At 36.8% G+C, this 25,792-nt stretch carries 18 protein-coding genes and 1 other annotated feature; of the genes, 6 read left to right on the forward strand and 12 right to left on the reverse strand.

Translation table 11 applies throughout. The annotated features are described in order from the left end of the window. Positions 1-20: 20 nt before the first annotated feature. Positions 21-374: a PTS glucitol/sorbitol transporter subunit IIA gene (locus K4422_RS07450; protein WP_206902284.1), complete on the reverse strand. Its 354-nt coding sequence runs from the start codon at positions 372-374 to the stop codon at positions 21-23. Between the two features lie 263 nt (positions 375-637). Between K4422_RS07450 and K4422_RS07455 the strand changes: the two genes are divergently transcribed. Genes K4422_RS07455 through K4422_RS07465 form a run of 3 tightly spaced genes read left to right on the forward strand, consistent with a single transcriptional unit; the run spans position 638 to position 2,211 of the window. After that, the gene (locus K4422_RS07455; protein WP_230710246.1) at positions 638-1,660 is read left to right on the forward strand and encodes a lactonase family protein; all 1,023 of its coding nucleotides are present in this window, start codon (positions 638-640) and stop codon (positions 1,658-1,660) included. A gap of 27 nt (positions 1,661-1,687) precedes the next feature. Then, a complete protein-coding gene (locus K4422_RS07460) occupies positions 1,688-2,038 on the forward strand; it encodes a hypothetical protein (RefSeq protein ID WP_206902282.1) in 351 nt (116 codons plus the stop codon). A gap of 11 nt (positions 2,039-2,049) precedes the next feature. Then, complete coding sequence (locus tag K4422_RS07465; RefSeq protein WP_206902281.1) at positions 2,050-2,211, forward strand: hypothetical protein; 162 nt, start codon at positions 2,050-2,052, stop codon at positions 2,209-2,211. A gap of 194 nt (positions 2,212-2,405) precedes the next feature. Here K4422_RS07465 and abc-f read toward each other — a convergent pair whose 3' ends face one another. Beyond that, positions 2,406-3,911 carry a ribosomal protection-like ABC-F family protein gene (abc-f, locus tag K4422_RS07470; protein ID WP_230710247.1) on the reverse strand — a complete coding sequence of 502 codons (1,506 nt, stop codon included), beginning with the start codon at positions 3,909-3,911 and terminating at the stop codon, positions 2,406-2,408. 1,132 nt (positions 3,912-5,043) lie between these two features. Beyond that, on the reverse strand, positions 5,044-5,481 hold the full coding sequence (locus K4422_RS07475; RefSeq protein ID WP_230710492.1) for a hypothetical protein: 438 nt from the start codon (positions 5,479-5,481) through the stop codon (positions 5,044-5,046). Between the two features lie 141 nt (positions 5,482-5,622). On the opposite strand from K4422_RS07475, the gene K4422_RS07480 reads away from it, so the two are divergent. Further along, entirely contained in the window at positions 5,623-8,370 is a 2,748-nt protein-coding gene (locus tag K4422_RS07480) for a cation-translocating P-type ATPase (protein ID WP_230710253.1), read from the forward strand. Between the two features lie 52 nt (positions 8,371-8,422). On the opposite strand, the gene nhaC is transcribed toward K4422_RS07480, so the two are convergent. The 6 genes from nhaC to metG form a co-directional block, all read right to left on the reverse strand. Then, the gene (nhaC, locus tag K4422_RS07485) at positions 8,423-9,802 is read right to left on the reverse strand and encodes a Na+/H+ antiporter NhaC (protein WP_230710255.1); all 1,380 of its coding nucleotides are present in this window, start codon (positions 9,800-9,802) and stop codon (positions 8,423-8,425) included. A gap of 75 nt (positions 9,803-9,877) precedes the next feature. Further along, positions 9,878-11,314, reverse strand: a complete 1,437-nt coding sequence (gene tyrP, locus K4422_RS07490) for a tyrosine-tyramine antiporter (RefSeq protein ID WP_206902277.1) — start codon at positions 11,312-11,314, stop codon at positions 9,878-9,880. A gap of 77 nt (positions 11,315-11,391) precedes the next feature. Further along, positions 11,392-13,263, reverse strand: a complete 1,872-nt coding sequence (gene tdc / locus K4422_RS07495; protein WP_206902276.1) for a tyrosine decarboxylase — start codon at positions 13,261-13,263, stop codon at positions 11,392-11,394. A gap of 461 nt (positions 13,264-13,724) precedes the next feature. Beyond that, positions 13,725-14,981, reverse strand: a complete 1,257-nt coding sequence (gene tyrS, locus K4422_RS07500; RefSeq protein ID WP_206902275.1) for a tyrosine--tRNA ligase — start codon at positions 14,979-14,981, stop codon at positions 13,725-13,727. 150 nt (positions 14,982-15,131) lie between these two features. Then, positions 15,132-15,333, reverse strand: a binding site (T-box leader). Positions 15,334-15,618: 285 nt separating this feature from the next. Then, positions 15,619-18,291, reverse strand: a complete 2,673-nt coding sequence (locus K4422_RS07505; protein ID WP_230710257.1) for a cation-translocating P-type ATPase — start codon at positions 18,289-18,291, stop codon at positions 15,619-15,621. 459 nt (positions 18,292-18,750) lie between these two features. After that, positions 18,751-20,760 (reverse strand): methionine--tRNA ligase, encoded by a 2,010-nt coding sequence (gene metG, locus K4422_RS07510; protein ID WP_206902273.1) that lies wholly within the window; start codon positions 20,758-20,760, stop codon positions 18,751-18,753. Positions 20,761-21,053: 293 nt separating this feature from the next. On the opposite strand from metG, the gene K4422_RS07515 reads away from it, so the two are divergent. Next, entirely contained in the window at positions 21,054-21,329 is a 276-nt protein-coding gene (locus tag K4422_RS07515; protein ID WP_206902272.1) for a hypothetical protein, read from the forward strand. 19 nt (positions 21,330-21,348) lie between these two features. Continuing rightward, positions 21,349-22,182, forward strand: a complete 834-nt coding sequence (locus K4422_RS07520) for an NUDIX domain-containing protein (protein WP_206902271.1) — start codon at positions 21,349-21,351, stop codon at positions 22,180-22,182. A 251-nt stretch (positions 22,183-22,433) separates the two neighbouring features. Here the strand turns inward: K4422_RS07520 and K4422_RS07525 are convergent, their stop codons facing one another. The 3 genes from K4422_RS07525 to rlmN form a co-directional block, all read right to left on the reverse strand. Continuing rightward, positions 22,434-23,399: a transposase gene (locus K4422_RS07525; protein WP_230710259.1), complete on the reverse strand. Its 966-nt coding sequence runs from the start codon at positions 23,397-23,399 to the stop codon at positions 22,434-22,436. A gap of 273 nt (positions 23,400-23,672) precedes the next feature. Next, a complete protein-coding gene (gene aac(6'), locus K4422_RS07530) occupies positions 23,673-24,227 on the reverse strand; it encodes an aminoglycoside N-acetyltransferase AAC(6')-Ii (protein ID WP_230710261.1) in 555 nt (184 codons plus the stop codon). 354 nt (positions 24,228-24,581) lie between these two features. Further along, positions 24,582-25,655 (reverse strand): 23S rRNA (adenine(2503)-C(2))-methyltransferase RlmN, encoded by a 1,074-nt coding sequence (gene rlmN / locus K4422_RS07535; protein ID WP_230710494.1) that lies wholly within the window; start codon positions 25,653-25,655, stop codon positions 24,582-24,584. Positions 25,656-25,792 lie beyond the last annotated feature (137 nt).

Here is a 25,792-nt window from a genome sequence, read left to right on the forward strand (position 1 = left end):
AAAAACTTTACCTCTAACATTTAAGGATACGTAATCATCATGCCTACTTCTAAATGGGGAACTTCAAAAGGTGTTAAGTATATCCCATTTACGATGCTGTCAGCTGCTGGTATTTGATCAAATACAAAAGATGCATGTTGAATTTCATGCAGGCCTTTTAATGCCGTATTCCCTAGATGGGTGACTGTATATTTGGCGCTGCCAAAACTGATTTCATCTCCAACTTTTAGCGTAATTTCAGAAGCTGCTGGCACATCTTGAATAATGGCATAAGGTTTTAGCCCAGCTGTGGCGCTTTCATCAAAAAAGATTAAAAGTTTCTCTTTTGGATCAATTGCCTGTTCGCCAATTGCCGTAATTTTTCCTTCTATCATTTGTAGTTGCCTCCTAATTTTAAATTGGTTCTTCTTTCAAATTTTCCAACTGTTTATCGAAGTTATAGCCTGGCTTTAAGTCGTATGAAAGAGACGCCATGCAAATAATCCAACTGTTTTAACAGCCTTCATTATAACATAACTAAACTTTTCTCTGACTTCTAAAGCGGATTCTTTGTGGTAGAATAGAAAAGAGTACGACTTATTGAATGAAAAATTTTTTCTTAGAAAAAGTTTGCAAATAATTATTTAGGAGGAAAAACATGTTACATCACTTATTACTAGGTACTTATACCAGACGTGTCAGCCAAGGAATTTATCGCATTACTTTAGATACTGCAAATGAGCAATTGGTAGACTTGGAATTGGCGACCAAAGAAAATAGTCCAACTTATTTGGCTCAAAGTAAGGCAAAAAATTTATACACTGTAACAGCCGTTGATGGCAAAGGTGGTTGTGGTGCATACGATAAAGATTTCAACTTTTTAAATGCCGTGACAAAAGAAGGCGCACCATTATGCTATGTGGCAGTGGATGAAGAGCGTCAGTTAGTTTATGGTGCAAATTACCATTTGGGTGAAATCAGCGTCTATGGTGTAGAACAAGATGGCAGTTTAAAACCAGGTGTCATTATTAAGCACGATGAACCAACGGGTAGTAATGAAAATCAAGATAATCCTCATGTTCATTATACAGATTTAACCCCTGACAAACGCCTTGTTGTTTGCGACCTTGGTACCGATCGCGTTTACACTTATAATGTCAGTGAAACAGGTGAATTAGATGAAGTGGCGATTTACCAAACCGAAGATGGCGCAGGCCCACGTCATTTAGTTTTTCATCCAACAAAAAATATCGCGTATTTATTAGGTGAGTTAAATAGTACCATGACTGTTTTAAGCTATAATCCACAAGATGGTAGCTTTACAGAAATTATGCAAGACTCCTTAATACCAAAAGATTTCACTGGTGCTAACGGTGGTGCTGCAATTCGCATTAGTCAAGATGGTCGCTTCTTATACGCATCCAATCGTGGGCATAATTCAATTGCTGTTTTTGCAATTTCAGAAGATGGTTTGACCATTGAAAAAGTTCAAACGATTAGTACTGAAGGTGAATTTCCACGGGACTTTGCGCTTGACCCAAGCGATAAATATGTCGTTTGTGCCAACCAAAACAGTGACAATTTGACGCTTTATACGCGCAATCAAGAAGATGGTCACTTAACCTTAATTCAAAAAGATGTTTATGCCCCTGAATGTGTCTGTGTTTTATTTGAAGACTAACAGTCGAGAAAATTGGAGGAATCCCCCATGTTTACTAAAACCCCTGTTGAATTATTATTAAAAGACTTTTCAAACTTATTAAACAAATGTCAATCCGTTTTTGATTTAGTAATCAGTCGTCGTTATAATGTAAATTTAGCGATTTTAACTACGGCTGAAGCCTATGCTATTGCTGAAAAGGCGTATGTCCGTTGTGATCAAAATGTCCAATTACAAACTAAAGAAGTTGAAGCTTTCGTTAACGCTTTTGACGATTTTTATTTTGAGCTAAAGCAAGTTTTATTCCACGACGACGATGATATTCCAAGTTTTAAGAAACGTCTAACTACAATGCAAGAGCAATATGAATTGTTAACACAATCATTTAATTTGTTATAGGAGATTATACAATGAATCAACAAGAAGCTTTGGATCGCTTAAAAGAAGAATTAAACCTGCCCTTTTTTAATGGCAAAATTGAAGAAAAAGAATATAGCGAAGAAGAGTATCAAAAAATGAAAAATGATTTGATTAAATACTTTGACGACTATGTTCGTAATGTGGAAAATTAAATCCATCTATCCTATTTTTGATAAGTAGTGCGATTTTAACGCCTTCTTTAGTTTAATTCAGTTAAATCAAACTAAAAAACAGCCGGACTACCTTTTTTTGGTAGGTTTAGTACCTCAAAAGTCAGAATTTTTCTCTAACTTTTGCTGGGAACTTCGAAACACCGGCTGTTTTTATTTTTAGTGAATTTTCCTAGTTACTTTTTTAATTCCAAAAATTTTGTCGCGACGTTGTTTAAAAATGTTTCATCGTGCTCAATGATCACCATAGTAGGCTGGACGGCTTTTATAACGGCTTCAAGTTGTTCTTGATTAAAGACATCCAAATAATTTAGCGGTTCATCCCAAATAAACAATTCTGCCGGACTTGCCAAAGACTTCGCCAATTCTACTCGCTTACGCTGCCCCATGCTCATATCTTCAATTTTATTATAGAAAACTTCTCGCTCAACACCCAATTTACGTAAATTATTTAACAAGTCTTCGTAATTCAAGTGGTGACTTTCCGCAAATTCTGTTAAAGTCCCGGTATTATCTTCGTAATTTTGACGCAGATAGCTAATAGTAAGATTTTGCGGGCGCTTCAAAATCCCTTGGCTATTACCGGTAAAATGTTCCATTAAATAATGGATTAAAGACGATTTACCAGCACCGTTGATCCCTTTTATTGCCAGGCGTTCCCCTTGACGTAATTCAAATGAAACGGGTTGAAATAGTGGGGCGTTATCGCCATAGACTAACGTTAACTCTTCTGCTTGTAACAATAACTTATGATGCGTAGGAGCAAAATTCATTTGCAGCCTATCGACTGTTTCAATGTCTTTTAATAGCTCTGCTTTTTGCGCAGCTTGATCTTCTAGTCGATTCACAATTGCTTTGGAACGTTTCATAGTGCGGGCCGCATCCGCTCCCACTGCCCCTTTATTCACGCGACGCTTTTCTGTATCAATAAATCCTTTTGATTTTTTCGTCTTATCCCCTTCGCGAGAGCGGGCCCACTCCGCTTTTTCAGCTGCGGTTTGTTGCAGGCGCCCAATTTCTTTTTTTAATTTAGCATTTTGTTCCAACTCATATTTATCCCGCAATTGCTTTTGTTCTTCATAAACAGAAAAATTACCTTGATATAAAACCAATTGACTTTTTTCAATCGATAAAATATGATCTACCACTTCATCCACAAAATGACGATCATGGCTTACCACAATAAAGCCTTGTTTTTTTCGTTTTAAATACTTTGCAACTTGCCTTCGCCCCATGACGTCTAAGTGATTGGTCGGCTCATCAATTAACGGGAAGTTTAATTCATCCACAAACAATAACGCTAGTAAAACCTTCGTCTGTTCCCCACCGGAAAGACTGACAAAGGGGCGCCACAAAATTTCAGGATCTACGCCGAGTAAATTTAGTTCACGTTCTAGTTGCCATTGTTCAAAATTTACTAATTCTTGTAACGCATAAAAGGTTAGCTGCCCTTTGTCTTGCAATTGCTGAGGAAAATAGGTAAACGACATTTGATGCGTAATCTGGCCTTCATAGGGAAATTTACCCTGTAGTAGATTTAAAAGCGTCGTTTTTCCCCGCCCATTACGACCAATCAGCCCTAGTTTCCAACTTTCATCAATTACCAAATTACTATGATCAAAAAGTAAAACGCCCTGGTTGTCAAAACCAAACGTCAAATCGTGTATTTTTATTACGGTCATCTTATCACCTCATATAAAAACTGTGGAAATGTACTTATTTAATTCGTGCTAACTAGCGAAAGTATATTTCCAAGTCAGACATTGCTACACATAAATACTGGTCACATTTTTATCTTTTACAACAATATAAAAAAGGACCGTCCTATTTTCAGGAACGGTCCCCACTTTGGGTTATTGACAAATAAGGCAGATAAAAAGACCCTACAAAGTCATTGAACCAATCCTGAAAATCTGCACACGAATACCTTGGTCGTTCCAAGTTTTTCGTCTAAATGCAGCTTCAATAAATTGGTTAAATAATCAATGCAGGATCCCTCATTTCGTTTTTAGTAATTTAAGATTAGCACGATTTTCAATTCTTGGCAATTTTTCTGAAGTGAAATTAAAAATTGGAACAAACCTATTCAAAAAAATTGCGCCACCTTACAATAAAAAAACATATACTTTATTTTTTATCATTTTTTTGATTTTTAATTTCTTTTATAAGTTAAAAATAAGAAAATTCATTTCGTAACTTTTCATCTAAAAAAAGAAATATGACGCTCGTTTTTCTTATTTTTAGGCATAAAAAAAACCATTGGGTTGGTTAGGCCCAATGGAAAAAGGAGTAATTACTCTCAAATGGAGTAAAATGAAAAATAAAAAGGTTGTTGTTGGTTATGTATTTAATATAAACGACAAGTGCTTTTTTGTCATAAAAATAACGTTACAGTTAAATTAGATAACTCTCGTTTTGCTAATTATCCCGTTTTCCCAGGATTTATTTGCTCACTTCAGGTGAATAAAATTCATTTCTCCCTTCATTTTCACAAATTTAGTTTTTTGGCCGAAGGGTTGATTCGTGAAGCTAGACAGTCAGAAAAGCTTTTCGGACTCGTTTAGCTTTTAAGCATTAAGGTACAATTGCAATAAATTGCTTCTTTAATTTCTTGCAATTGTGTTCTATTGTCGCCGAGAATTAGTCCATAAAGCTAGACATAAAAAAGGCTAGATAGTAAAAAAAGCAGTCAAAGCAATATTTTTTGTGACAATTTTATACTGCCTTGATAGCTTACAAAAAGAACCTTGAAAAAATTAACAAAAATTTTCAAGGTTCTTTTTTTAGTTTGAGAATGAAACGACAATAAATCTTTTATTTTTTGCCTAATAATAAGTTTGTCATTCGTTGAATAGAAAATGAGATTTCGTCGGTTGCTTCGTCTTGTTTTGTTTCAGAAGCATCAAAGGCTTTTGTATCAATCCCATTTTCTGTTTGTAAACTGACAATCATTTCATCACAGCCAGCAACATATTTTTCATAAGAACGTTGGAATTTTTTATGAATTCCCATTACTTTTGCAGGTGGACGCAGTTTTTCAATTTGCGCTAACATTGCTTTGTATTTTTTTGTGCCGGCAGCAAATACATCTACGACTTCCACAATCTTTTCTGGCGTCAAATTTGCTAGTTCATTTGTATCAATAGCAGTGCGAATAATTTCATAATGCGGGTTCATTTCTTCCCCGATTTTTTCTGTATCTTGTACGATATCATTAATATTTTGGACATAATAACCAAGATTTGGTCTCACAGTTATTCCTACTTTCTTTTTTTGTGATAATTTCATTTTAGCGGTTTTTCTACTAATAAGAAAGTATTCTCTAAAAAAAGGGTTATTTTTTGCATTTTTTCTAAGAGTCTTGGAAAATATAGATAAAGGTGGTGAAGGAAGATGGCACAAGCAAAATCACTTCAAGCATATGCCAAATTAAGCAGTGCTGACACGCTCACAAATATGAACAGCACAAAAGCCGGACTAACTGAGGCGGAAGTAAAAAGCAGGTTGGCGAAATACGGAAAGAATGTGATTGCTGCCACAAAAAAGCAATCACTATTAAAAGTGTTTTTAACTAACTTTACAAGTATGATGGCAATTTTATTGTGGGTAGCTGGCCTCATCGCCTTAATGACTGGTACGCCAGAATTAGGAATTGCGATTTGGCTTGTCAATTTGATTAATGGCGTTTTTAGTTTTTGGCAACAATATCGCGCCCAACAAGCTACCAGTGCTTTACAAAAAATGCTGCCTAGTTACGTTAAAGTCATGCGAGCAGGACAAACAAATAAAATTTTAGCCGCCGACTTGGTACCCGGAGATATTGTTTTATTAAATAGTGGTGATAATATTCCCGCCGACGGTCGCTTACTTTCTGCCGATAGTCTGGAAGTAAACCAATCTTCATTAACTGGTGAATCTATTACTGTCAATAAAGAAACCGATCCACAAACCGACGCAGCCTTAAAAAACGCTGGTAAGTACGCTGAAGCAAATTTGGTTTATGAAGGTACATCGGTGGTCAATGGCAGTGGCTCCTTTGTCGTTTTAGCTACTGGAATGCACACTGAATTTGGCCAAATTGCCAGTTTGACTACTTCTGTTGCAGCTGTTAAAAGTCCGCTGCAAAAAGAATTGGATATATTAACACGGCAGCTTTCATTAATTGCTATTGTTATTGGGGCATTGTTTTTTGTCGCCGCTGTCTTTTTTGTCGGATATCCCTGGCCTAAAGCTTTCATTTTTGCGTTGGGAATGATTGTTGCCTTTATTCCTGAAGGCTTATTACCAACCGTTACCTTATCTCTTGCAATGGCTGTCCAAAAAATGGCAAAAAAAAATGCGTTAGTAAAACATTTGAATAGTGTAGAAACTTTAGGCGAAACTACGGTCATCTGTTCTGATAAAACAGGTACATTAACCAAAAATGAAATGACCATCGAAAAAGTTTGGCTTCCAACAGCTGATTACACAGTTTCTGGTACTGGTTATGAACCTAACGGCATCGTGACAAAAGCTGGTAAAAAAATAGATTTAGCACAAGAGCATGACTTATTACAACTGATTCGGATTGCCAGTCTATGTAATGACTCAGCCATTGAAGAAAAAGAAAATCACTACCAATTAGTGGGTAGTCCCGACGAGGGCAGTCTTTTGATTTTGGCAGCTAAGGCTGACTACGATCTAAGGGATGAAAGGAAAAAATATCCCCGTTACAACGAACTGCCCTTTGACTCAAAACGCAAACGCATGTCAACTATCCATCAAAATAATGGGCAAAACTACGTCTTTACCAAAGGTGGCATTACCGAAGTTTTAAGCTGTTGTCAAAGTTATTTAAAAAATGGGCAAGTCCTCCCCTTAACTGAAGCTGTAAAAAAAGAAATTTTAGCTAAAAATGATGATTTTGCAAAAGAAGGCTTACGTACTTTAGCATTTGCTGATCGTATTTTACAGACAACAACAAATTTAACCATTGAAAATTGCGAACAAAATTTGACTTTTGTCGGTATCACCGCCAGTCAGGATCCACCGCGAGAAAATGTCATGGAGGCAATTCAAAGATGTCATGATGCCTCCATTCGAATCATCATGGTAACTGGTGATTACGGTCTAACTGCCAAAAGTATTGCCCGCAAAATCGGCATCGTCAAAGGCGCTGACGTCCGGGTAATTACCGGCGATGACTTAGCTAATATGTCTGATTCAAAATTAAAAGAAAATTTAACACATGAAGTTATTTTTGCTCGCGTTGCTCCTGAACAAAAATACCGCGTAGTCTCTCTATTGCAAAGTTTAGGTGAAATCGTTGCTTCCACAGGTGATGGGGTCAACGATGCACCGGCCTTGAAAAAAGCGGATATCGGTGTTGCGATGGGAATCACCGGAACCGATGTCGCCAAAGAAGCAGCCGATATGATTTTAACCGATGATAATTTCACATCGATTGTAAATGCAATTGAAGAAGGGCGGACGGTTTACAACAATATTCGCAAATTTTTATTGTATATTCTAAACAGCAATATGCCAGAAGCAGTCCCTTCTTTATTGTTTTTATTATCAAAAGGTATGATTCCCTTACCTTTAACTGTTATGCAGATTTTAACAATCGATTTGGGTACTGATATGTTACCTGCTTTAGGGTTAGCAACTGAACAAACTGAACCCGGTACTATGAAAAAACCGCCCCGTAAGCGGACAGAGCATTTATTAACCAAGCAAATTATTTTAAAGGCCTTTGCTTGGTATGGTCTTTTAGCCTCCATTATTTCAATCGGCGCCTATTTCTTTGTTAACCACTTAAACGGCTGGCCCACGACTGCCTTAGCTACTGACGGCAACGTTTATGCCATGGCCACAACTATGACCTTAGCTGCAATTGTCTTTTGCCAAATTGGCGCTGTTTTTAACTGTCGCACCGCAGAACAATCACTTTTTAAAATTGGTTTTTTCTCAAACAAACGAATCTTAGGCGGTATTTGTTTTGAAGTGATTTTAATTGCATGTTTGATGTATGTCCCGTTTTTACAAAAATTATTTGGCACCACCGGCATTCAACTACAAGATTGGCTATTTCTAATTTGTATTCCTCTACCTCTGATTATAATTGAGGAAATCCGCAAGAAAATGATTCGCAAAGCTTAAATTTAGCCAAAAAACCATCAAGGCAGACCTTGATGGTTTTTTTAGCTTATTTTTAATGAACAGGATGAGCTGCATGTGTTTGGCGATGATTTAAAATAAAACCTACCACAATGGTAATGACCGGTGCCAACAAAGGAAAAAAGGCAAAAGGAACATACGCCATAGCACTCACTTTTAAAGTACCCGCGATAAATGTACCGCTAACCCCCCAAGGAATCAACGCATTCACACTGGCACCTGCATCGGCTAAAGTTCTAGTTAAATAGCGATTGTCTAATTTCGCTGTTTCAAAAGATTTTTTGAATGTTTCTCCCGGTAAAATAATCGATAAGTACTGTTCCCCCACAATAATGTTTACCCCGATACTGCTAAGAGCGGTCAAACCGATCAAACGAGACGGACGATCCATTTTACTTTTTAGTGCTTCAACAATATTTTCCACAATTTGATATTTCAATAATAAGCCGCCTAAAGCCAACGCTAAAATAATGAGACTGGCTGAACCCAACATACTCATAATACCACCACGGGATAAAAGTGTATTCAACTTCTCACTAGCTGTTTTGGCCGTAAAGCCATTCATTAAAATAGTGGCAACTTTTTGCACCGTTAAAGTATGATCATGAATAAAACTAAGTCCAATCGCAACGCTGGCGCCTGTTAATAGTGTCGCAATCGCTGGAATCTTCTTGACTGCCATAATAAATAATATAACCAAAGGAATTAATGTCCAAGGTGAAATCCAAAAATTATTTTCCATATTGGCAATCATTTCATTCACACTCGTCAAATTAGCTGTTTTACTTGTATGACCTAAAAAGACGTATAAAATAAAACTAATTACAAAAGCAGGTAAATCGGTGAAACGCATATTAGCAATATGTTGAAACAAATCAATTTCGCCAATTCCAGCTGCCAGATTGGTCGTATCTGATAGCGGTGAAATATTATTGCCTAAAAAAGCCCCCGAAACAACTGCTCCTGCTGTATACGCATCGTGAAAGCCTAAAATATGGCCAATCCCTAAAAAAGCAATTCCGATCGTGGAAATTGTTGTAAATGAACTTCCTACAGTTAACCCGACAATCGAACAAACGACAAAAACTGTTGGTAAGAAAAAACGTACCGAGATAATTTTAAACCCATAAACCATGATCGTCGGAATTGTTCCTGCTAAAATCCAAGCGGCCACTAACACGCCAATTAATAAGAAAATAATGATGGGAATAATACCTGGGGTAATGCCACTGATAATCCCTCCATGAATATCATCCCACGAAAATTTTTTCATGCGACCATATAATAATAGCAGCATGAAAACAAATAAAATCGGAACATGAGGACTTAGCTGAAAGCCGATAATTAATATTCCCAAAATTGCTAACATGGCTGCCAAAACCGCAGCACTTTCTTTGGTTGAAATTTTTTTCATGTAAATACCTTCTTTATTTTTTCAAAGTAAAAACGCCCTGCCGCAAGGACTTACGACAGAACGCTTAGTAAATTGTTAATGACTATGGTGCAAGTGGTCTGCAGAAGAGTCAGTAACAGCAACTTTCCAGTCATTTTTCTTAAAGTGATTAATGACCAAAGGAATAACAAACATCACAACTGCAATAGCTGCAACTAACAACGCATTCGCTAAAGTAGATGTCCGTAATGTCGCATACGTAACGACAACGATTGAAAATAGCAACATGATGCTAACAACCCATACAAAAGCATTCCCTTTTTTACCAATTCGGTAAGGACGAGCCATTTCAGGATGATGTTTCCGTAATTCTAAAACGGAAATTGCAATTAGAACATATACGATACAATAAACGATTGTCGTAGCGTTCGTTAAAGTTAAGAAAACAGTGCTGACATCATCCATAACCCCATACAATAACGCAAATAGTGAAATAACGATCGATTGCGTCAAGACAACATTTTTAGAAACGCCATATTTATTTTCTTTTTGGAAGCCAAACTTAGGTGGTAAGAAACCTTCTCTTGCAACTTGAATAATAGTTTTTGAAGGACCAGTTACCCAAGCAGAAAGTTGTAACAAGACACCAATGAACACCATGAAACTGAAAATATTACCAATAATTTTTGGTAGACCCAAAATTTCGCAATAAATGATGATTGGTTGGGTAATATTGGCCAATTCCATTTTGCCCGCTGGGACTACATTGGCAACAAGCATTGCATTAATAACGTTTAATAAAACTAAACCAATTAAAGCGATGAAAACTCCCTTGGTATAATTTTTCGTAGAATCTTTTAAACGAGGCATATAAACTGAACTCATTTCAATCCCAACGAAAATAAAGCTAATACCTGCTAAATATTTTAATGTTTCAATATGTTGCAAGTCTGGTAAAACCTTTGACCAAGAAAAAGCACCCAAGTATCCATTTGATACTAAGCCAACCTTGAAAAAGGCAAATAAGCCAAGTACAAACATTACAACAACGGGGATGTATACGCCTAACCAAACGCCGATGTTACCACCGACTTTGGCCATATCAAATTTTAAATTCAAAATGGTAATAATCCAGTAAATAATTAAAATACAAGCTAAAACAAACCAGTGATTATTGCCTAATGCGACATTACCAAATGTATTTCCTAAAAGTGGGCCTAAAGTTGAGGCTACCATTACCATTCCTGGGAACATTTGCACCCATAGTAACCACGCAACTACAAAACCCCATTTGCTACCTAAGGCAGTTTTTACCCATAATTGTGGGCCGCCTTCTTCTGGCAACATGGTAGAAAGTTCACCGGAAATCATTGAGATTGGGCCGGCAAAAAAGACAACTGCAAAAATTGAATAGAAAATTAATGTCCATCCAACTGCTGCTAAAGTTGGGATACTCCGAACGGTGGCACACAAAGCCATTGTTAGACCAATAAAAGTCCCCAAACTAATTTTATTAATATCTGACTTACTCACTTTTGACACGCTCCTTAAAATTGGACCGCAGTCGATCAGTTACCTGACGGCAACTGACCCTGCCGTCTACTGACTGATTAGTGTGCTGAATGTACTAATTTTTCTGCATAGATTTTTTCCAATTTTTCTTGAAGCGCAACCTTGATTTTTTCAGCATATTGTTCAAAGTTTTCTTCTTTATTCATATATGGTGTCATTACGCTGGCACGCAATACGGTAATTTTTTCCACCCGACGCCATTCTGCATCTGAAAAACCAAGTTGGTTAACAAATTGTAATGGGCTGTCACCATAATCAGGCACAGCAAAGTCAGTATGTGAAGTTAAGAATTCATTACCATAAATGCTTCCTTTGACATATGAAGAGTAGTCATAAACATCGTGATTTAATTTATTCATTGCTTCTAAATCATCATTACCTTTTTCTTTGAAGACATAGTCTACCATGTTGAAATCAGGATAAGTTAATGGGTGTACTTCAATTTCTTTATCGCCAACTTTAAAGGACAAGTTGTTTAAGAAGTTAAAGAAACGGTGTGAACCTTCAATAGATGCCCCCATTAATTTACCATACCCGGCAACATTCAATGGTAAAACATGATGTGCAGCCCAAACACTGGCAGCTGTTGCACCGGCTTTGGAACCTTCTAAGATATAAGCGCCTAGTAAGGCAGGAATATCAGCGCCTTTTTCAAAAACGTAAGTTGCAAAATAAGAAATTACGTCCCGCATCCGAATATCTTGGATAACAATCCCACCAGCAGAATAAGGAACATAACCCATTTTATGCGGGTCAATTGTAACAGATTCAGCTTCTTTTATGGCACGATAAGCATTGTACACTTCTTCTAAAATATAATTTTTATTTTCAGTGAAGACCCCATTTTCAAAATGAACATCTTTTAATTCTTCAAATGGGATAAAGTTATTATCTTCGTCTAGGAAAATGGCACGACCATAACCACCATAAGCAGCGTCTACGTGCAAGTAGAAATAAATACCGTCTTTTGCTAAAACGTCGCGTAGGGCAGCAATTTTATCGATTGGGTCGATTGCGCCTTCTTCTGTTGAACCAACAACACCCACAACACCTAAGATTGGTGTTTTATCAGCGGCTAAATTGCGCACGATTTTTTCAAGTTCATTAACATCCATCCGGTAATTGTGATCCACTGGTACTGGAATAACTTGATCCAAGCCAATCCCGATAATGTCAGCAGCTTTCAACCATGAGTAGTGTTTTGTTTGTGGAACTAACCATTTTCCTAATTTTTCTAGGTTTTTACCACTGCGGGCAGAAGCAGCTTTAATATCATCAATTTTTTCGGGCACTGTTGCAAGTAAGTCCATAATTTCTTTCGTAGACAAATTCAAAAGTTCCCATTCTGACTTACCACTAACCAATTCTGGTGTAACTTCTTTCATGGCAAGCGGTAATGATTTAATGTTGCGGGCATACCATAAGCCTTCCAAATTTGCTAAAGAACCGTCAGCAACAATATGTCCCCAACCATCGCTATAGCTCATTAATTGCGCAAATTCACGTCCTACTTCTTCTTCCATTTGACTTGTAGCAGGAGATGATTCATAGGCTACGTTATTGCCGTTCCAAAGCATAGCAAAGTTATAGGCTAACAATGATGGCATTAACGTTTCTGAGTTCATATGTCCCCAGTAACGTCCGGCAGTATGCCATGGGACAGAATGACTGCGCATCCGTGATGAAATTTCAGATAAAACATCTTCCATTTTGTTGACAGTGTTTTTAAAACTTTCACTGCTTTTTTCTTCAGGCGTAATAATTGGCATGTCTTGTGGCATGTAATTTTGGCGCCAGCCTAAATGCTCGTCTACTAATTCGTTTAACAAAGCTTTGTAAATTTGGCCATTTTCAGCTTTGTCCCCAATAAATAGGGCATTTAGATTCAAATCGTTTCCTTGTTCACTCATGATGAACTCCTCCTAAAAAAGTATTGATAAAAATTTTGTCGTTTGTAGGTTACACCTGTTCTTTTTAAAAGTAAAATCATATCTGGACTGTTTTTTAATCAAATTCTTAATTGTTAAATTGTTTTAAAGTTCAAGTCAATTGTGAAAATTTAATAAACCAGTCCGCGTGATACTTTTTATCTGAAAATTCTAAACAGATGTAAAAACAATCGTTATTTTAAGTGGTGGAATTTTAGTCGATTTTTTTATTCGTGAATTATTTTTAGGTTAACCTCAATCTGATAGTCATTATCTTTGTGAAGTCATTTTATTTTACATACGATAAAAAAAGAGCACTCTGTCAAGACAGAATGCTCTTTTTCGTAACGTATTAACAGTGATCTTTACTTTTTTAAGACCAGTTCATCATTTGAAATGGAAAATGAAAATCATTGTTTTTCAAGGTAAAAAATTATTGAATTCTAATTTAATACTTTGGCCAAAAAGTATTTTTTCTTACCTTTTCTGATAACAACGAATCTTCCTTCGAAATGATCAGATGGTGTTACGACAAAATTTAAATCAGTGATACGATCACCGTTAATACTTATAGCTCCGTTTGAAACATCTTCTCGTGCTTGACGTTTTGATGGTTCAATTTTTGTTGCTACTAATAATTCCACGATATTTTCAGGGTCGTTGGAAATTTCAACTGTTGGCATTTTGCCAAAACCTTGTTCAATTTCAGTAGCATTTAAATCTTTGATATTACCAGAGAATAACGCTTCGGTAATTTTTTGCGCTTCGTCTAAATCTTCTTGACTGTGAACAAAGCGGGTCACTTCTTCAGCTAAGCGGCGTTGTGCTTCCCGTTTTTCCGGTTCAGTCGCAACTTTTTGCGCTAATGTATCGATTTCTTCTTTATCTAAGAAAGTAAAGAATTTCAAGTATTTAATGACATCCCGATCATCTTGGTTCAACCAGAATTGGTAGAATTCAAATGGGGAGGTTTTCTTAGGATCTAACCAAACAGCGCCTCCGGCAGTTTTACCAAATTTCGTTCCATCTGCTTTTAGCATTAAAGGAATTGTTAAACCAAAGGCTTCTGCTTCTGGTCCTTCTAATTTTCTGATCAAATCAAGACCAGCTGTAATGTTTCCCCATTGATCGGCACCACCGATTTGAAGTTGTACACCAAAAGTTTTGAATAGGTGTAAAAAGTCGATGGATTGTAAAATTTGGTATGTGAATTCGGTAAAGGAAATTCCCACTTCCAAACGACTTGAAACAATATCTTTTGCCAACATTGTGTTAATGTTGAAGTTTTTACCGTAGTCTCTTAGAAATTCCAATAATGAAATTTTTGATAACCAGTCAAAGTTATTTACAAAACTAATGTTAGCATCTTTACCAAATAACTTGCGCATTTGATTGGATAATGCATCCACATTATGTTGCACTGTTTCCATTGTTTGCAAAGTTCTTTCTGTTGTACGACCACTAGGATCCCCAATTGTTCCTGTTCCACCACCGATTAAAATATAAGGACGGTGGCCCGCCAATTGAAATCTTTTCATCATCATGAAAGGAATTAAATGTCCAATGTGCATGGAATCACCTGTTGGGTCGACACCACAATAAAGCGCAATGCTCTTTTCATCTACGAGTTTACGTAGACCTTCTTCATTGGTTTGTTGGTTGATGGCATCCCGCCACGTTAATTCATCAATAATATTCATCTTATTGACCTCCGTCTATATTTATGAAAGCAGTAAACTGCTGGCATAGCAAAATTTTATTTTGTTATTAAAAAATGTTTTTTATTACACGACGTTCAAATGTAAGTAATTTTTAATTTAGGATATAAAAAAAATCCCTTGGCAAAATTGCCAAGGGACGAAAATTCGCGGTACCACCCAAATTATATGCTATAAAAGCTAGCATATCACTCAAACATTTAACGCTGTCGCGCGGCTTTACGCCAAGACTCCGGAAGTGTAATTCACACAATTAGCATGTACTGGTTTGCAGCTCCACCAGCTCTCTTTAACAGCGGCTATTGTCCTACTGTGTTTCCATCACAGTCATCATTTATTAATGTGTCTACATCATAAAACTGTACAATCGGTTTGTCAACAAGAAAGACGTTATTTTTTTCAGAATAACATTTTTTGAAATAAAAATTACAGCGCTATTTTTCCCAAAAAAATTAGCTGTCACAGCATAATTATTCATAGTGAAAAAGGTATGGTACATCACTTTGACAAGCTTTTTCCATCGGTGTAAAAATTGCAGGTGTCACCGGCAAACACCTTACTATAAAATAACAAAAAAAAGACTGGGATAATAGGATAATCCCAGCCTCTTTCACTTTATTTATTCTTTACCCATCGCTCTTTGGAAAGCTTTTACAATTTCCACGACTGGAATAATCGCAAAGGATGAACCAACAACAATTCCCCATTGATATAAATCAAGATGTGCAACGCGGAAGATATCATTTAATCCTGGTACAACAATGATTACCATCATCAAGAAGAATGAAAGTAAAATTGCCCAGTTGAATGATTTGTTGCGGAATGGCCCAACTTTAAATAAGGATTGGTGAACAGATTTCACGTTAAATGCGTGGAATAACTGCATCAAGCCTAGGGTTGCAAATGCCATGGTTAAAGCATCACTATGAATTGCATCATAAGTTGCGTGTACTGGCCACTGGATAGCAGACCAATAAACAAATAAAACCGTAGCCGCTTCTAAAATACCTTGATAAATGATACTTGAGAAGACACCGCCAGAAAACAAGTTGGAGTTGCGTCCTCGTGGTTTATGACTCATTAAATCTTTTTCAGCCGGTTCCATTCCCAAAGCAATTGCTGGGAAAGTATCCGTTACTAGGTTGATCCACAATAAATGAATTGGCAATAAAGTATCCCAATTTAACATCGTTGCAATAAACAACGTCAAAACTTCACCCAAGTTAGCTGCCAATAAATATTGAACAGCTTTTTGAATATTAGAGAAAACTTTACGACCTTCTTCTACAGCCACAACAATTGTTGCAAAGTTATCATCAGCTAAGACCATATCAGAAGCCCCTTTAGAAACTTCTGTACCGGTAATACCCATACCAACACCGATATCTGCTTGTTTTAAAGCCGGAGCATCATTAACACCATCGCCTGTCATCGCAACAACTTTGCCTTCTTTTTGCCACGCTTTAACGATACGCACTTTGTGTTCTGGAGACACACGGGCATAAACAGAATAGTTTGCAACTTTTTGCGCAAACTCATCGTCAGACATTTGATTTAATTCAGCACCTGTTAAAACGGCAGCATCATCCCCGGCTTTAATAATCCCAAGACGTGCCGCAATTGCTTCTGCGGTATCTTTGTGGTCACCAGTAATCATAATCGGACGAATACCGGCTTCTTTGGCTACCTTAACAGCATCTGCAGCTTCAGAACGTTCTGGGTCAATCATGCCGACTAAACCAGCAAAGATTAAATCATTTTCGACTACTTCTGTTTCTAAATCAGTTGGAATAGCGTCCACATATTTATACGCCATACCTAAAACACGCAATGCTTGTTTGGCCATATCTTTGTTATTGCTCAAGATTTTTTGTTCTTCAGCGTTTGTCATTGGTTTTACTTCATCAAATACTTGATACTGTGTGCAACGATCTAGTAAAACATCTGGTGCGCCTTTAACAGCAACTAAATAGCGACCATCTGCTTCTTGGTGAATGGTTGACATTAATTTACGATCTGAATCAAAAGGTAATTCTGCAACCCGTGGTTCTGCTGCTACTTTTTCAGTAACATCAAAGCCTTGGTCTTGTCCAAATTTCACAAGTGCAGTTTCTGTTGGGTCCCCAATTAATTCGCCTTCTTGACTGAATTTTGTGTCATTGGCGTAGTTCATAATTTTAAGGGCCATATTGTTATCTGGAATATGTTCAGACGATGGATATTGACGATCATTGGTATAAAGTTTTTCAACTGTCATTTGGTTCAGCGTTAACGTCCCTGTTTTATCTGAGGCGATGATATCTGTTGAACCTAATGTTTCTACCGCTGGTAATTTACGGATAATCGAATTACGTTTTGCTAATACTTGCGTACCTAAAGCTAAAATAATTGTAACGATTGCTGGCAAACCTTCTGGAATTGCAGCAACGGCTAGAGATACAGAAGTCAATAGCATATCCATCCAAGGTGTACCGTTAACTAAAGTTCCAAACAAGAACATGATCACAGCAATAACTAAAATTGCAGCTGTTAAGAATTTACCTAAGTGATTCAAGTTATTTTTGAGTGGTGTTTCGGTTTCATCCGCAGCTGCCAACATACCTGCAATCTTACCAACTTCGGTATTCATCCCTGTATTTACAACTACACCTTTACCACGACCATAGGTAACATTACTGTTGGAATAAGCCATATTAATACGGTCGCCAATACCAATTTCAGTACCTTCTAAAACAACCAATTCTTTTTCTACTGGTACAGATTCTCCAGTCAAAGCCGCTTCTTCAATTTTTAAAGAACTAGACTCAATCAGACGCATATCAGCTGGAACAACATCGCCGGCTTCTAACAATACGATATCCCCAGGCACAAGATCTGTACTCTTAATTGATAACGCATGACCGTCTCTTACAACATTGGCATTTGGTGTGGACATGTCTTTTAAAGCTTCAATCGCAGCTTCTGCTTTTGACTCTTGGACAACACCCATCACTGCGTTAATAATGACAACTAACAAAATAATGATGGAATCAACCGGCTCGTGAGGCGCAGAAATAATTGCGGCAACCAATAAAACTAAAATCATCAAGTCTTTGAACTGTTCAAAGAACTTTTGGACCATTGATTTTTTCTTGCCTTCTTCCAGCTCGTTTTCACCGTATTCACTTAGACGCTTTTGGGCTTCTGCGGCACTTAGACCGTCAGCAGTTGCATCTAACTCTTTTAGAACCTCATCTGGCGTTTGGGAATAAAACGCTTGGCTCAACTGCTGTTTTTTGTTTTCTTCTGACAATTTTGTTCCTCCTTTGAAATTATCATCCACAAGTCAGCTAAAAAAAATAGACTTGTGTATGTGCATAACATACATAAGTCTCACTAATTAAGGCAACACCAGAAAGTTAATTTCGGTTGGTGATGTTGCCACAGCTTATGCTGCTAGTTACTCCCTCATGAAAACATATAAATACAAGAAACATTATATAGTAGATTGCAGCCATGGGCAAATACTTTTCGCAAAAATCCATGGTAGAAACAAATTAAGGTTAGCTTTTTTTCGCGCTTCTTTTTCCTAAAAAAAACGCTGATTAAATAATCTTTGCCACTAGCTTTCAACTCTTTAAAAGTAAGAAGGAGATTTTCGAAAATTGTTGCTCAAATTTTTGAAAACTCTATACTTCACTTACAGTTTAAATAAAATAATAAAATAAGCCATATTACTTACGTGAAAACGTAAGTAATATGACTCGTTTCATTAGGCGATCACTGAACCATTTGGCATTTGTTTTGGTGCCTCCACAATGGCTAAGTTTCCTTTTTCATCTTCTGCTGATAAGATCATCCCTTGACTCACTTGTCCCCGCATTTTTCTTGGTTTCAAGTTCGCTACGATTACGACCTTTTTACCAATCAGCGCTTTAGGATCAGGATAAAATTCCGCAATCCCCGATAAAATTTGGCGATCTTGACTGTCCCCAGCAGCTAGACGAAATTGTAATAATTTGTCTGCCCCTTTGACTTTTTGACAGTCAATAACCTCTGCGACTTTCAATTCTACTTTATCAAAATCATCGTATTTAATTTGTTTTTCTTTTACTGAAACCAATTCCGTTTCTTCTGGATCCCATTTTACTGCTTCTTCTGGGTTACTTACTCCTTCAGTCATTTTCTTTTGAATGTAAGCAACTTCTACTTCTTGATCCAAACGTGGGAAAATTGGCGTACCTTTGGCAACAACTTTCGTATCACGTGGAAATTCCCCAAAACGTAGATCTTTTAAGTCCATTGTTTCTGGATCCAAGCCTAATTGTTGGAAAATTTTCTTTGGTGTTTCAGTCATAATCGGTTGTAATAAAATTGCCGCAATACGCAGACTTTCAGCTAAATGCACCATCACACTGTTCAATTCAGCTTTTCTTTCTTCATCTTTGGCTAATACCCAAGGCTCTGTTTCATCAATATATTTATTGGCACGAGAAATCAACGCCCATACTTCTGATAAAGCAACACTAAATTCCATTTTATCCATCGCTTGGTGATAACGCCCCACCACATTTGCCGCTGTTGTTGATAATTCACTATCAAAAGCGGTAACTTTTGATGCATAAGCAGGGACATTGCCATCACAATATTTATTAATCATGGCAATTGTACGGTTCAATAAGTTCCCCAAATCATTGGCTAAGTCATAATTTACCCGCGCAACAAAATCTTCTGGGGTAAAGACACCATCAGAACCAAAAGGCATTGCCCGCAATAAGTAGTAACGCAGAGCATCTAAGCCGTAACGTTCCACGAGCATTTCAGGATAAACCACGTTACCTTTTGATTTACTCATTTTGCCATCTTTCATTAATAACCAGCCGTGACCAAAGATTTTTTTGGGCAATGGTAAATCTAATGCCATTAACATAATCGGCCAATAAATCGTGTGGAAACGAACAATTTCTTTGCCTACCATATGCACATCTGCTGGCCAATACTTGTCAAATAAATGCGTATCGTCTGAACCGTAGCCCAATGCCGTAATATAGTTTGACAAAGCATCGATCCAAACATAAACAACGTGTTTTGGATCAGATTTAACTGGAATCCCCCATTTGAAAGTCGTTCGTGAAACTGCTAAGTCTTCTAAACCTGGTTTAATAAAATTATTGATCATTTCATTTTTGCGCGATTCCGGTTGAATAAACTCTGGGTGTTCATTGTAATATTCTAGCAGGCGATCTGCGTATTTACTCATACGGAAGAAATAAGATTCTTCTTTAACCAATTCAACTTCATGACCGCTTGGCGCTTTACCGCCAATCACTTTACCATCTTCATCACGATAAACTTCGGCTAATTGGGTTTCGGTAAAATATTCTTCGTCAGAAACTGAATACCAACCTTCGTATTCTCCTAGGTAAATATCACCTTGTGTTAATAGTTGATCGAAGATTTTTTGAACAGCCGCTTTATGATAGTCATCTGTTGTCCGAATAAATTTATCGTAACTAATATCTAATGTCTTCCATAATTTTTGAATGTCTGCGGCCATTTTATCCACATATGTTTGGGGTTCAACCCCCAACTCCAATGCTTTTTTCTCAATTTTTTGACCGTGCTCATCAACACCAGTTAAGTAAAAAACATCAAAGCCCATTAAACGTTTGTAACGAGCAACGGCATCACAGGCGATTGTCGTGTATGAATTTCCGATATGCAATTTGCCGCTGGGATAATAAATTGGGGTTGTAATATAAAAAGTTTCTTTGCCAGCCATGGATTTTCCTCCTAGTTAATAAAAAAGTTAAATGACTTACCTTAAAAATACAGTCAAAAAAATAAAATAAACACCAAAATAGGCTGCTAACCGTACTTTAACCAAGGTAGTCAAACTAATTTTCAAGTACACATCACGTAAATGATTCTTAGCTAGTATACCACAATTCCAACTTTCTTTAAGTCCTTTTCCTTGTAAAAAACATCGGCAAATTCATTTTCCCTCTATTTCGTCGCCTTAAAAAAAGTTTTTTTGGTATAATAAAAGAGATTAACGAAATTGAGGGAAATAATATGACTAAAAAACATCGTCTTCTAATAGCGGCAATTGCCATTTTAACGCTCTTGCACATGGTATTTTGCGCCTTTTACAGCCGCTTGTACGGCTATTTTAATTTACAAGATAACTTACGACTATTTCTTTTAGCAACATTAATATTTCGCGGGATTTTCTTGGCTGTTATTGCGATTTCAGGCTTTATTAGCCTAAATGACAAAGCTAGTAAAGTAACGCCCTTTTATTTGATTTTCTTTTTGTTTAATTTGATTATTCCATTTGTTTTTAATTAAAAGTAGAGGTGAGCCGTTTATGCCAGAATTTGCAACATTAGCTGAAGAAAAACAATACTATGAACAAGTCGCCACCGAAGAAGAATTTCTCCAGTGGTATAAAAAACAAGATCACCCAGAATACGAAAAGCCATCTTTAACTGTAGACATGGTTTTAATGTGTTACAACAAAGAAGAAGATCAATTAAAAATGCTTTTAATCAAACGAAAAAGCCATCCTTACCGTAATTCTTGGGCTCTCCCAGGTGGTTTTGTTATGCCCAATGAATCAACGGATGACTCTGTCTTACGAGAAACGCAAGAAGAAACTAGCGTCGAAATTTCTAAATCAAATATTGAGCAGCTCCATACTTTTAGTACGCCTAATCGCGATCCTCGGGGTTGGGTCGTTACCGTCAGCTATTTAACTTTTATTGGTGAAGAACCACTAAGTGCCGGCGATGACGCCGATGACGTTCGCTGGTTTACGATGGAAAGAAAAGGTAGTGAGCTTTATTTAACCAGTGGTCACGATGTTGAAATCATTTTGAATTTAAAAACCGGCGCTTCTTCTGGCAGTGACTCTTTGGCTTTTGACCATAGTCAAATTGTCTTAAAAGCATTTAACCGGGTAGCAGAAAAAATGGAGCATGAACCGCGCGTCTTACAAGTCTTAGGACCAACTTTCACGATTACCGAAGCTCGTAAAGTTTTTGCGAAATTTTGGGGCATGGATTTTAAAAGTATTGATCATTCCAACTTTAAAAAAGCTATGTTGCAATACTTTGTTGAAATCGGAGAAAAACCATTGGGAATTGGTCGTCCTTCAAAAATTTATCGTTTAAAAGATGATGTCCTGTTGGCAAAATTTTGATCAAAAAAGCTCTCGGTACTCATTTAGACACGAATAATCAATCAATTTTTAGAAGACTTCAGCTTATTTTTTAGCTGGCTGGTTTACAAAATCAGCTAAAAAAACGTCATTAAGGCCAATGACATGTAACTGTCAGCCTTTAATGACGTTTTTTTATTTGGTTTATCATAATTAGTGAACGGATTCCTAGAAACAAAGCCAAGCTTTTTTATCCCCTAGGCGAGCCCTGGAGTCCCTTCCAGTTAAACTGTTTAACTGATTTTTCGCACCGTTTTAGCGGCTGTTAAAAAAATCACTTTTTTCCCGTACCAATTGGCTTTATACTGCAACTTAACTAAAAAACTTTGCCAGTCCGCCAACGTAAAAGATCCCTCTATCCCATTTTTTGGGACTTCAACATATAAAAAATCATAGTTTTTAATCAGATGCATTGTTAGTTCGTCAATCCACGCTTTTTTTTGCTGTTGCTTATGATGGTACAATTTTTGTACCTTTAATTTTTGTTTTTGATAGTTTTTGGCCTCTGCCAATCTCACTTTGCGTTGCTGTGCACTTTTGGCTTTTATTTCCAATTTTCGTTTGGCTTTTTTTAACTTGGTTTCAAGGTCATTTACACAAAGTTGACGACAAAATTTTAATTGATTGCCTACAACAAGCTGATTTGGAGCAAAACGTAATTCAATTTCAGTTTTAGTCTTAGGCAAATGACCAACTTCTTCTTCACATAATAATGAAACATAAAACTGTTGCAAATTCTTTGCAGTAATTGTTGCAGATTTAATTTTTCCTACCACTTTTCGATGACAAACAACGGCAATGGGCTGTTTTAATTTAGGTACCTTCAATAAGTTATCCTTTAACCAGATTGTCTGTTGCTGATTATTCGTGGTGTAAGACTGCCACGTACTTTTTTTGAGCTTCATTTTTGGATGCCCACTTCTACCTTGATAATAATTTTGAAATGCGCGCGCTAAATTTCGTTGTGCATTTGCTAATGCCAAGCTATCGGTTAATTTTAAAAAAGGAAATTCCTTTTTTAAGGCAGCAGGTGTCAGCTTTTTACTTGCTTCAATCGTATTGAACTGACGCTGTTTTAAAAGCGTATTGTACGTAAAGCGAACGCAACCAAAAGTTTGAATTAAAAATTTTTGCTGTGCTTTGGTTGGATAAATGCGAAACTTGTAAGCCTTTAGCACTTTCCTTTGGTTTTTCCCCATATTTTCCCCTTAAAAAGCATACTCCCCAACAAAACAACAAGCCGGCAATTGCTGGTAACTAGCAATTACTTTTTCTTCAATATGAAATGCAACACTTAAATTTTCTGAATATTGCATCTTTTATCTTTGTAAACAATTTTAAAGAATCTTCTGAAAAATTGCAAGCCCGTTTTTACTTGTGAAAAATTTATACATTCCAATTAAAAATACTCGAACACCTTTAGTTAGCTAGCAGACCAACTTTAAGGTTATTCAAGTATTTGTTGTGCTTGTCTATTCTTCTGTTAGTTCTTCAAAATCACCAATTCGCTTTGCCATAATAATATCTGGTTTAAACCAGCCGTTTGCGTCTGGAATCACACCGGTAATTTGATAGCCCATTTTTTGATAAAAACTGTAGGGGTGATTCTTTAGATTTTTTATTTGCGCAATCGTGCCAAAAAGATCCTGATACAAATCCACTTGACTTAACGTTGTTTCATCATTTTCGTCATCAGTACCTAAATAAATAGTAATGCCACCGCGAGATGCAATTTCAGATTCTAAAAAAGATACTAAGCGAGCCCCGATTTTTTGACGTCTAAAATCAGAAACGACAACTAATGGATGCATTTCCCAGCCCGTTTGACCATATTGTGGGATTGCCCCAACAAAGCCGACTAAGTCATCTTCCACCAATGCGGCTACGGCAATACGCTCTGGTGCTAACAATTTTTCAACTTCTGCTTTTGCTGTTTGCCCATAATCTTTCGGCCAAGTTTTCGCTAAAAGATCCGCCAACTGGTCTCTTAAAATCCGATTATCTCGTTCAAATTCTGTAATTAACATTGGCATGCGCCTCCTGTAGTATTATGGGTAGTTTACCAATAATTAGAAAATGTCGGAAATAAAATGCTTTTTACTTCTTTTCAATGAAAAGCGCAACGTCATTTTTAGCTTTTGGAAAAAAGCACGCTATTTAAGTAATAAGCCAAAACCAGGGCAAAAAGGCTGGCCGATGATAAAAAAAGTTGAGATAAAAGCCAGGCTGACTTTCATCTCAACTTCAAAAATTTTTCTTTCGGATATCTGAGTGGACGTTAATTCATCTCAACTCCTATTTGCAAATAAACAGTGTGACAAAAGGAGCTTCTTTTGCGATAAGTGCAATTCTTAAAGAGGTAGCACTTGTTCCAACCGCTCTTAAGCTTGCTGTTTTTGCTTTTGTTCTTGCATTTTTTTACTACGTAATTGCCCGCAAGCCGCATCGATATCTGTTCCGTGTTCTTTGCGAATAACACAATTAATCCCATTGCGTTTTAAAATATCGTAAAAACGTAAAACATCTGCTTTATCACTGCGGGAGTATTGATCGTGCTCACTAACTGGGTTATAAGGAATCAAGTTCACGTAAGCTAATTTTTTCTTATCTTTTAATAGATCTGCCAACTCTTGCGCATGATGTGGGCGATCATTTACATTATTTAACATAATATATTCAAAAGTCACCCGTCGATTTGTCTTTTCAATATATTCGTCGATTGCTTCCATTAACACTTCAATTGGATAGCTTTTATTGATGCGCATCATGGAACTTCTCACTTCATTATTAGGTGCATGCAATGAAATCGCCAAGTTAACCTGTAACCCATTGTTTGCAAATTCTTTAATTTTACGCGCCAAGCCACTAGTTGAAACAGTGATATGGCGAGCACCAATAGCTAAACCTTTGGCATCATTAATGACTTGAATAAAGTTCATCACGTTATCATAATTATCAAATGGTTCACCAATTCCCATTACCACAACATGGGAAACACGTTCATCTTCACCGCGTTCATCAAAGTAATGTTGAACCAACATAATCTGCGCAACGATTTCTCCGGTAGTTAAATCCCGTTGTTTGCGCAAAAGCCCACTGGCACAAAAAGTACACCCAATATTACAGCCAACTTGGGTCGTGACACACACAGACATCCCATATTCTTGTCGCATCAAAACAGTTTCGATCATTAATTTATCGGGCAACTCAAATAAGTATTTGACCGTTCCATCACTCGCTTCTTGCACAACCAGTTGTTTTAATGGATTAACGATGAAATGCTCTTCTAACTTTGCGATTAAATCTTTAGATAAGTTGGTCATTTGGCTGAAGGCTGTCACCCGTTTTTCATAAAGCCATTCCCAAACTTGGGTCGCTCTAAATTTCTTTTCGCCATTTTCAATAAACCAATGAATTAATTCTTCTTTATTTAAACCATAAATCGATGGTTTCATTGTAGGTTTTCTCACAATTTTTCCCCTTTTTGACAGATTCGCTCCATACTATAACAGATTTATTGTCCTTATTTCAATAAGGGCAGGATTTTTTTAAAGAATAAGAAAAATTTAAAATTCAAGTGTGGCTAAAAAGT

This window comes from Enterococcus sp. SMC-9, from assembly GCF_021011285.1.
GTDB classification, from domain to species: domain Bacteria; phylum Bacillota; class Bacilli; order Lactobacillales; family Enterococcaceae; genus Enterococcus_C; species Enterococcus_C montenegrensis.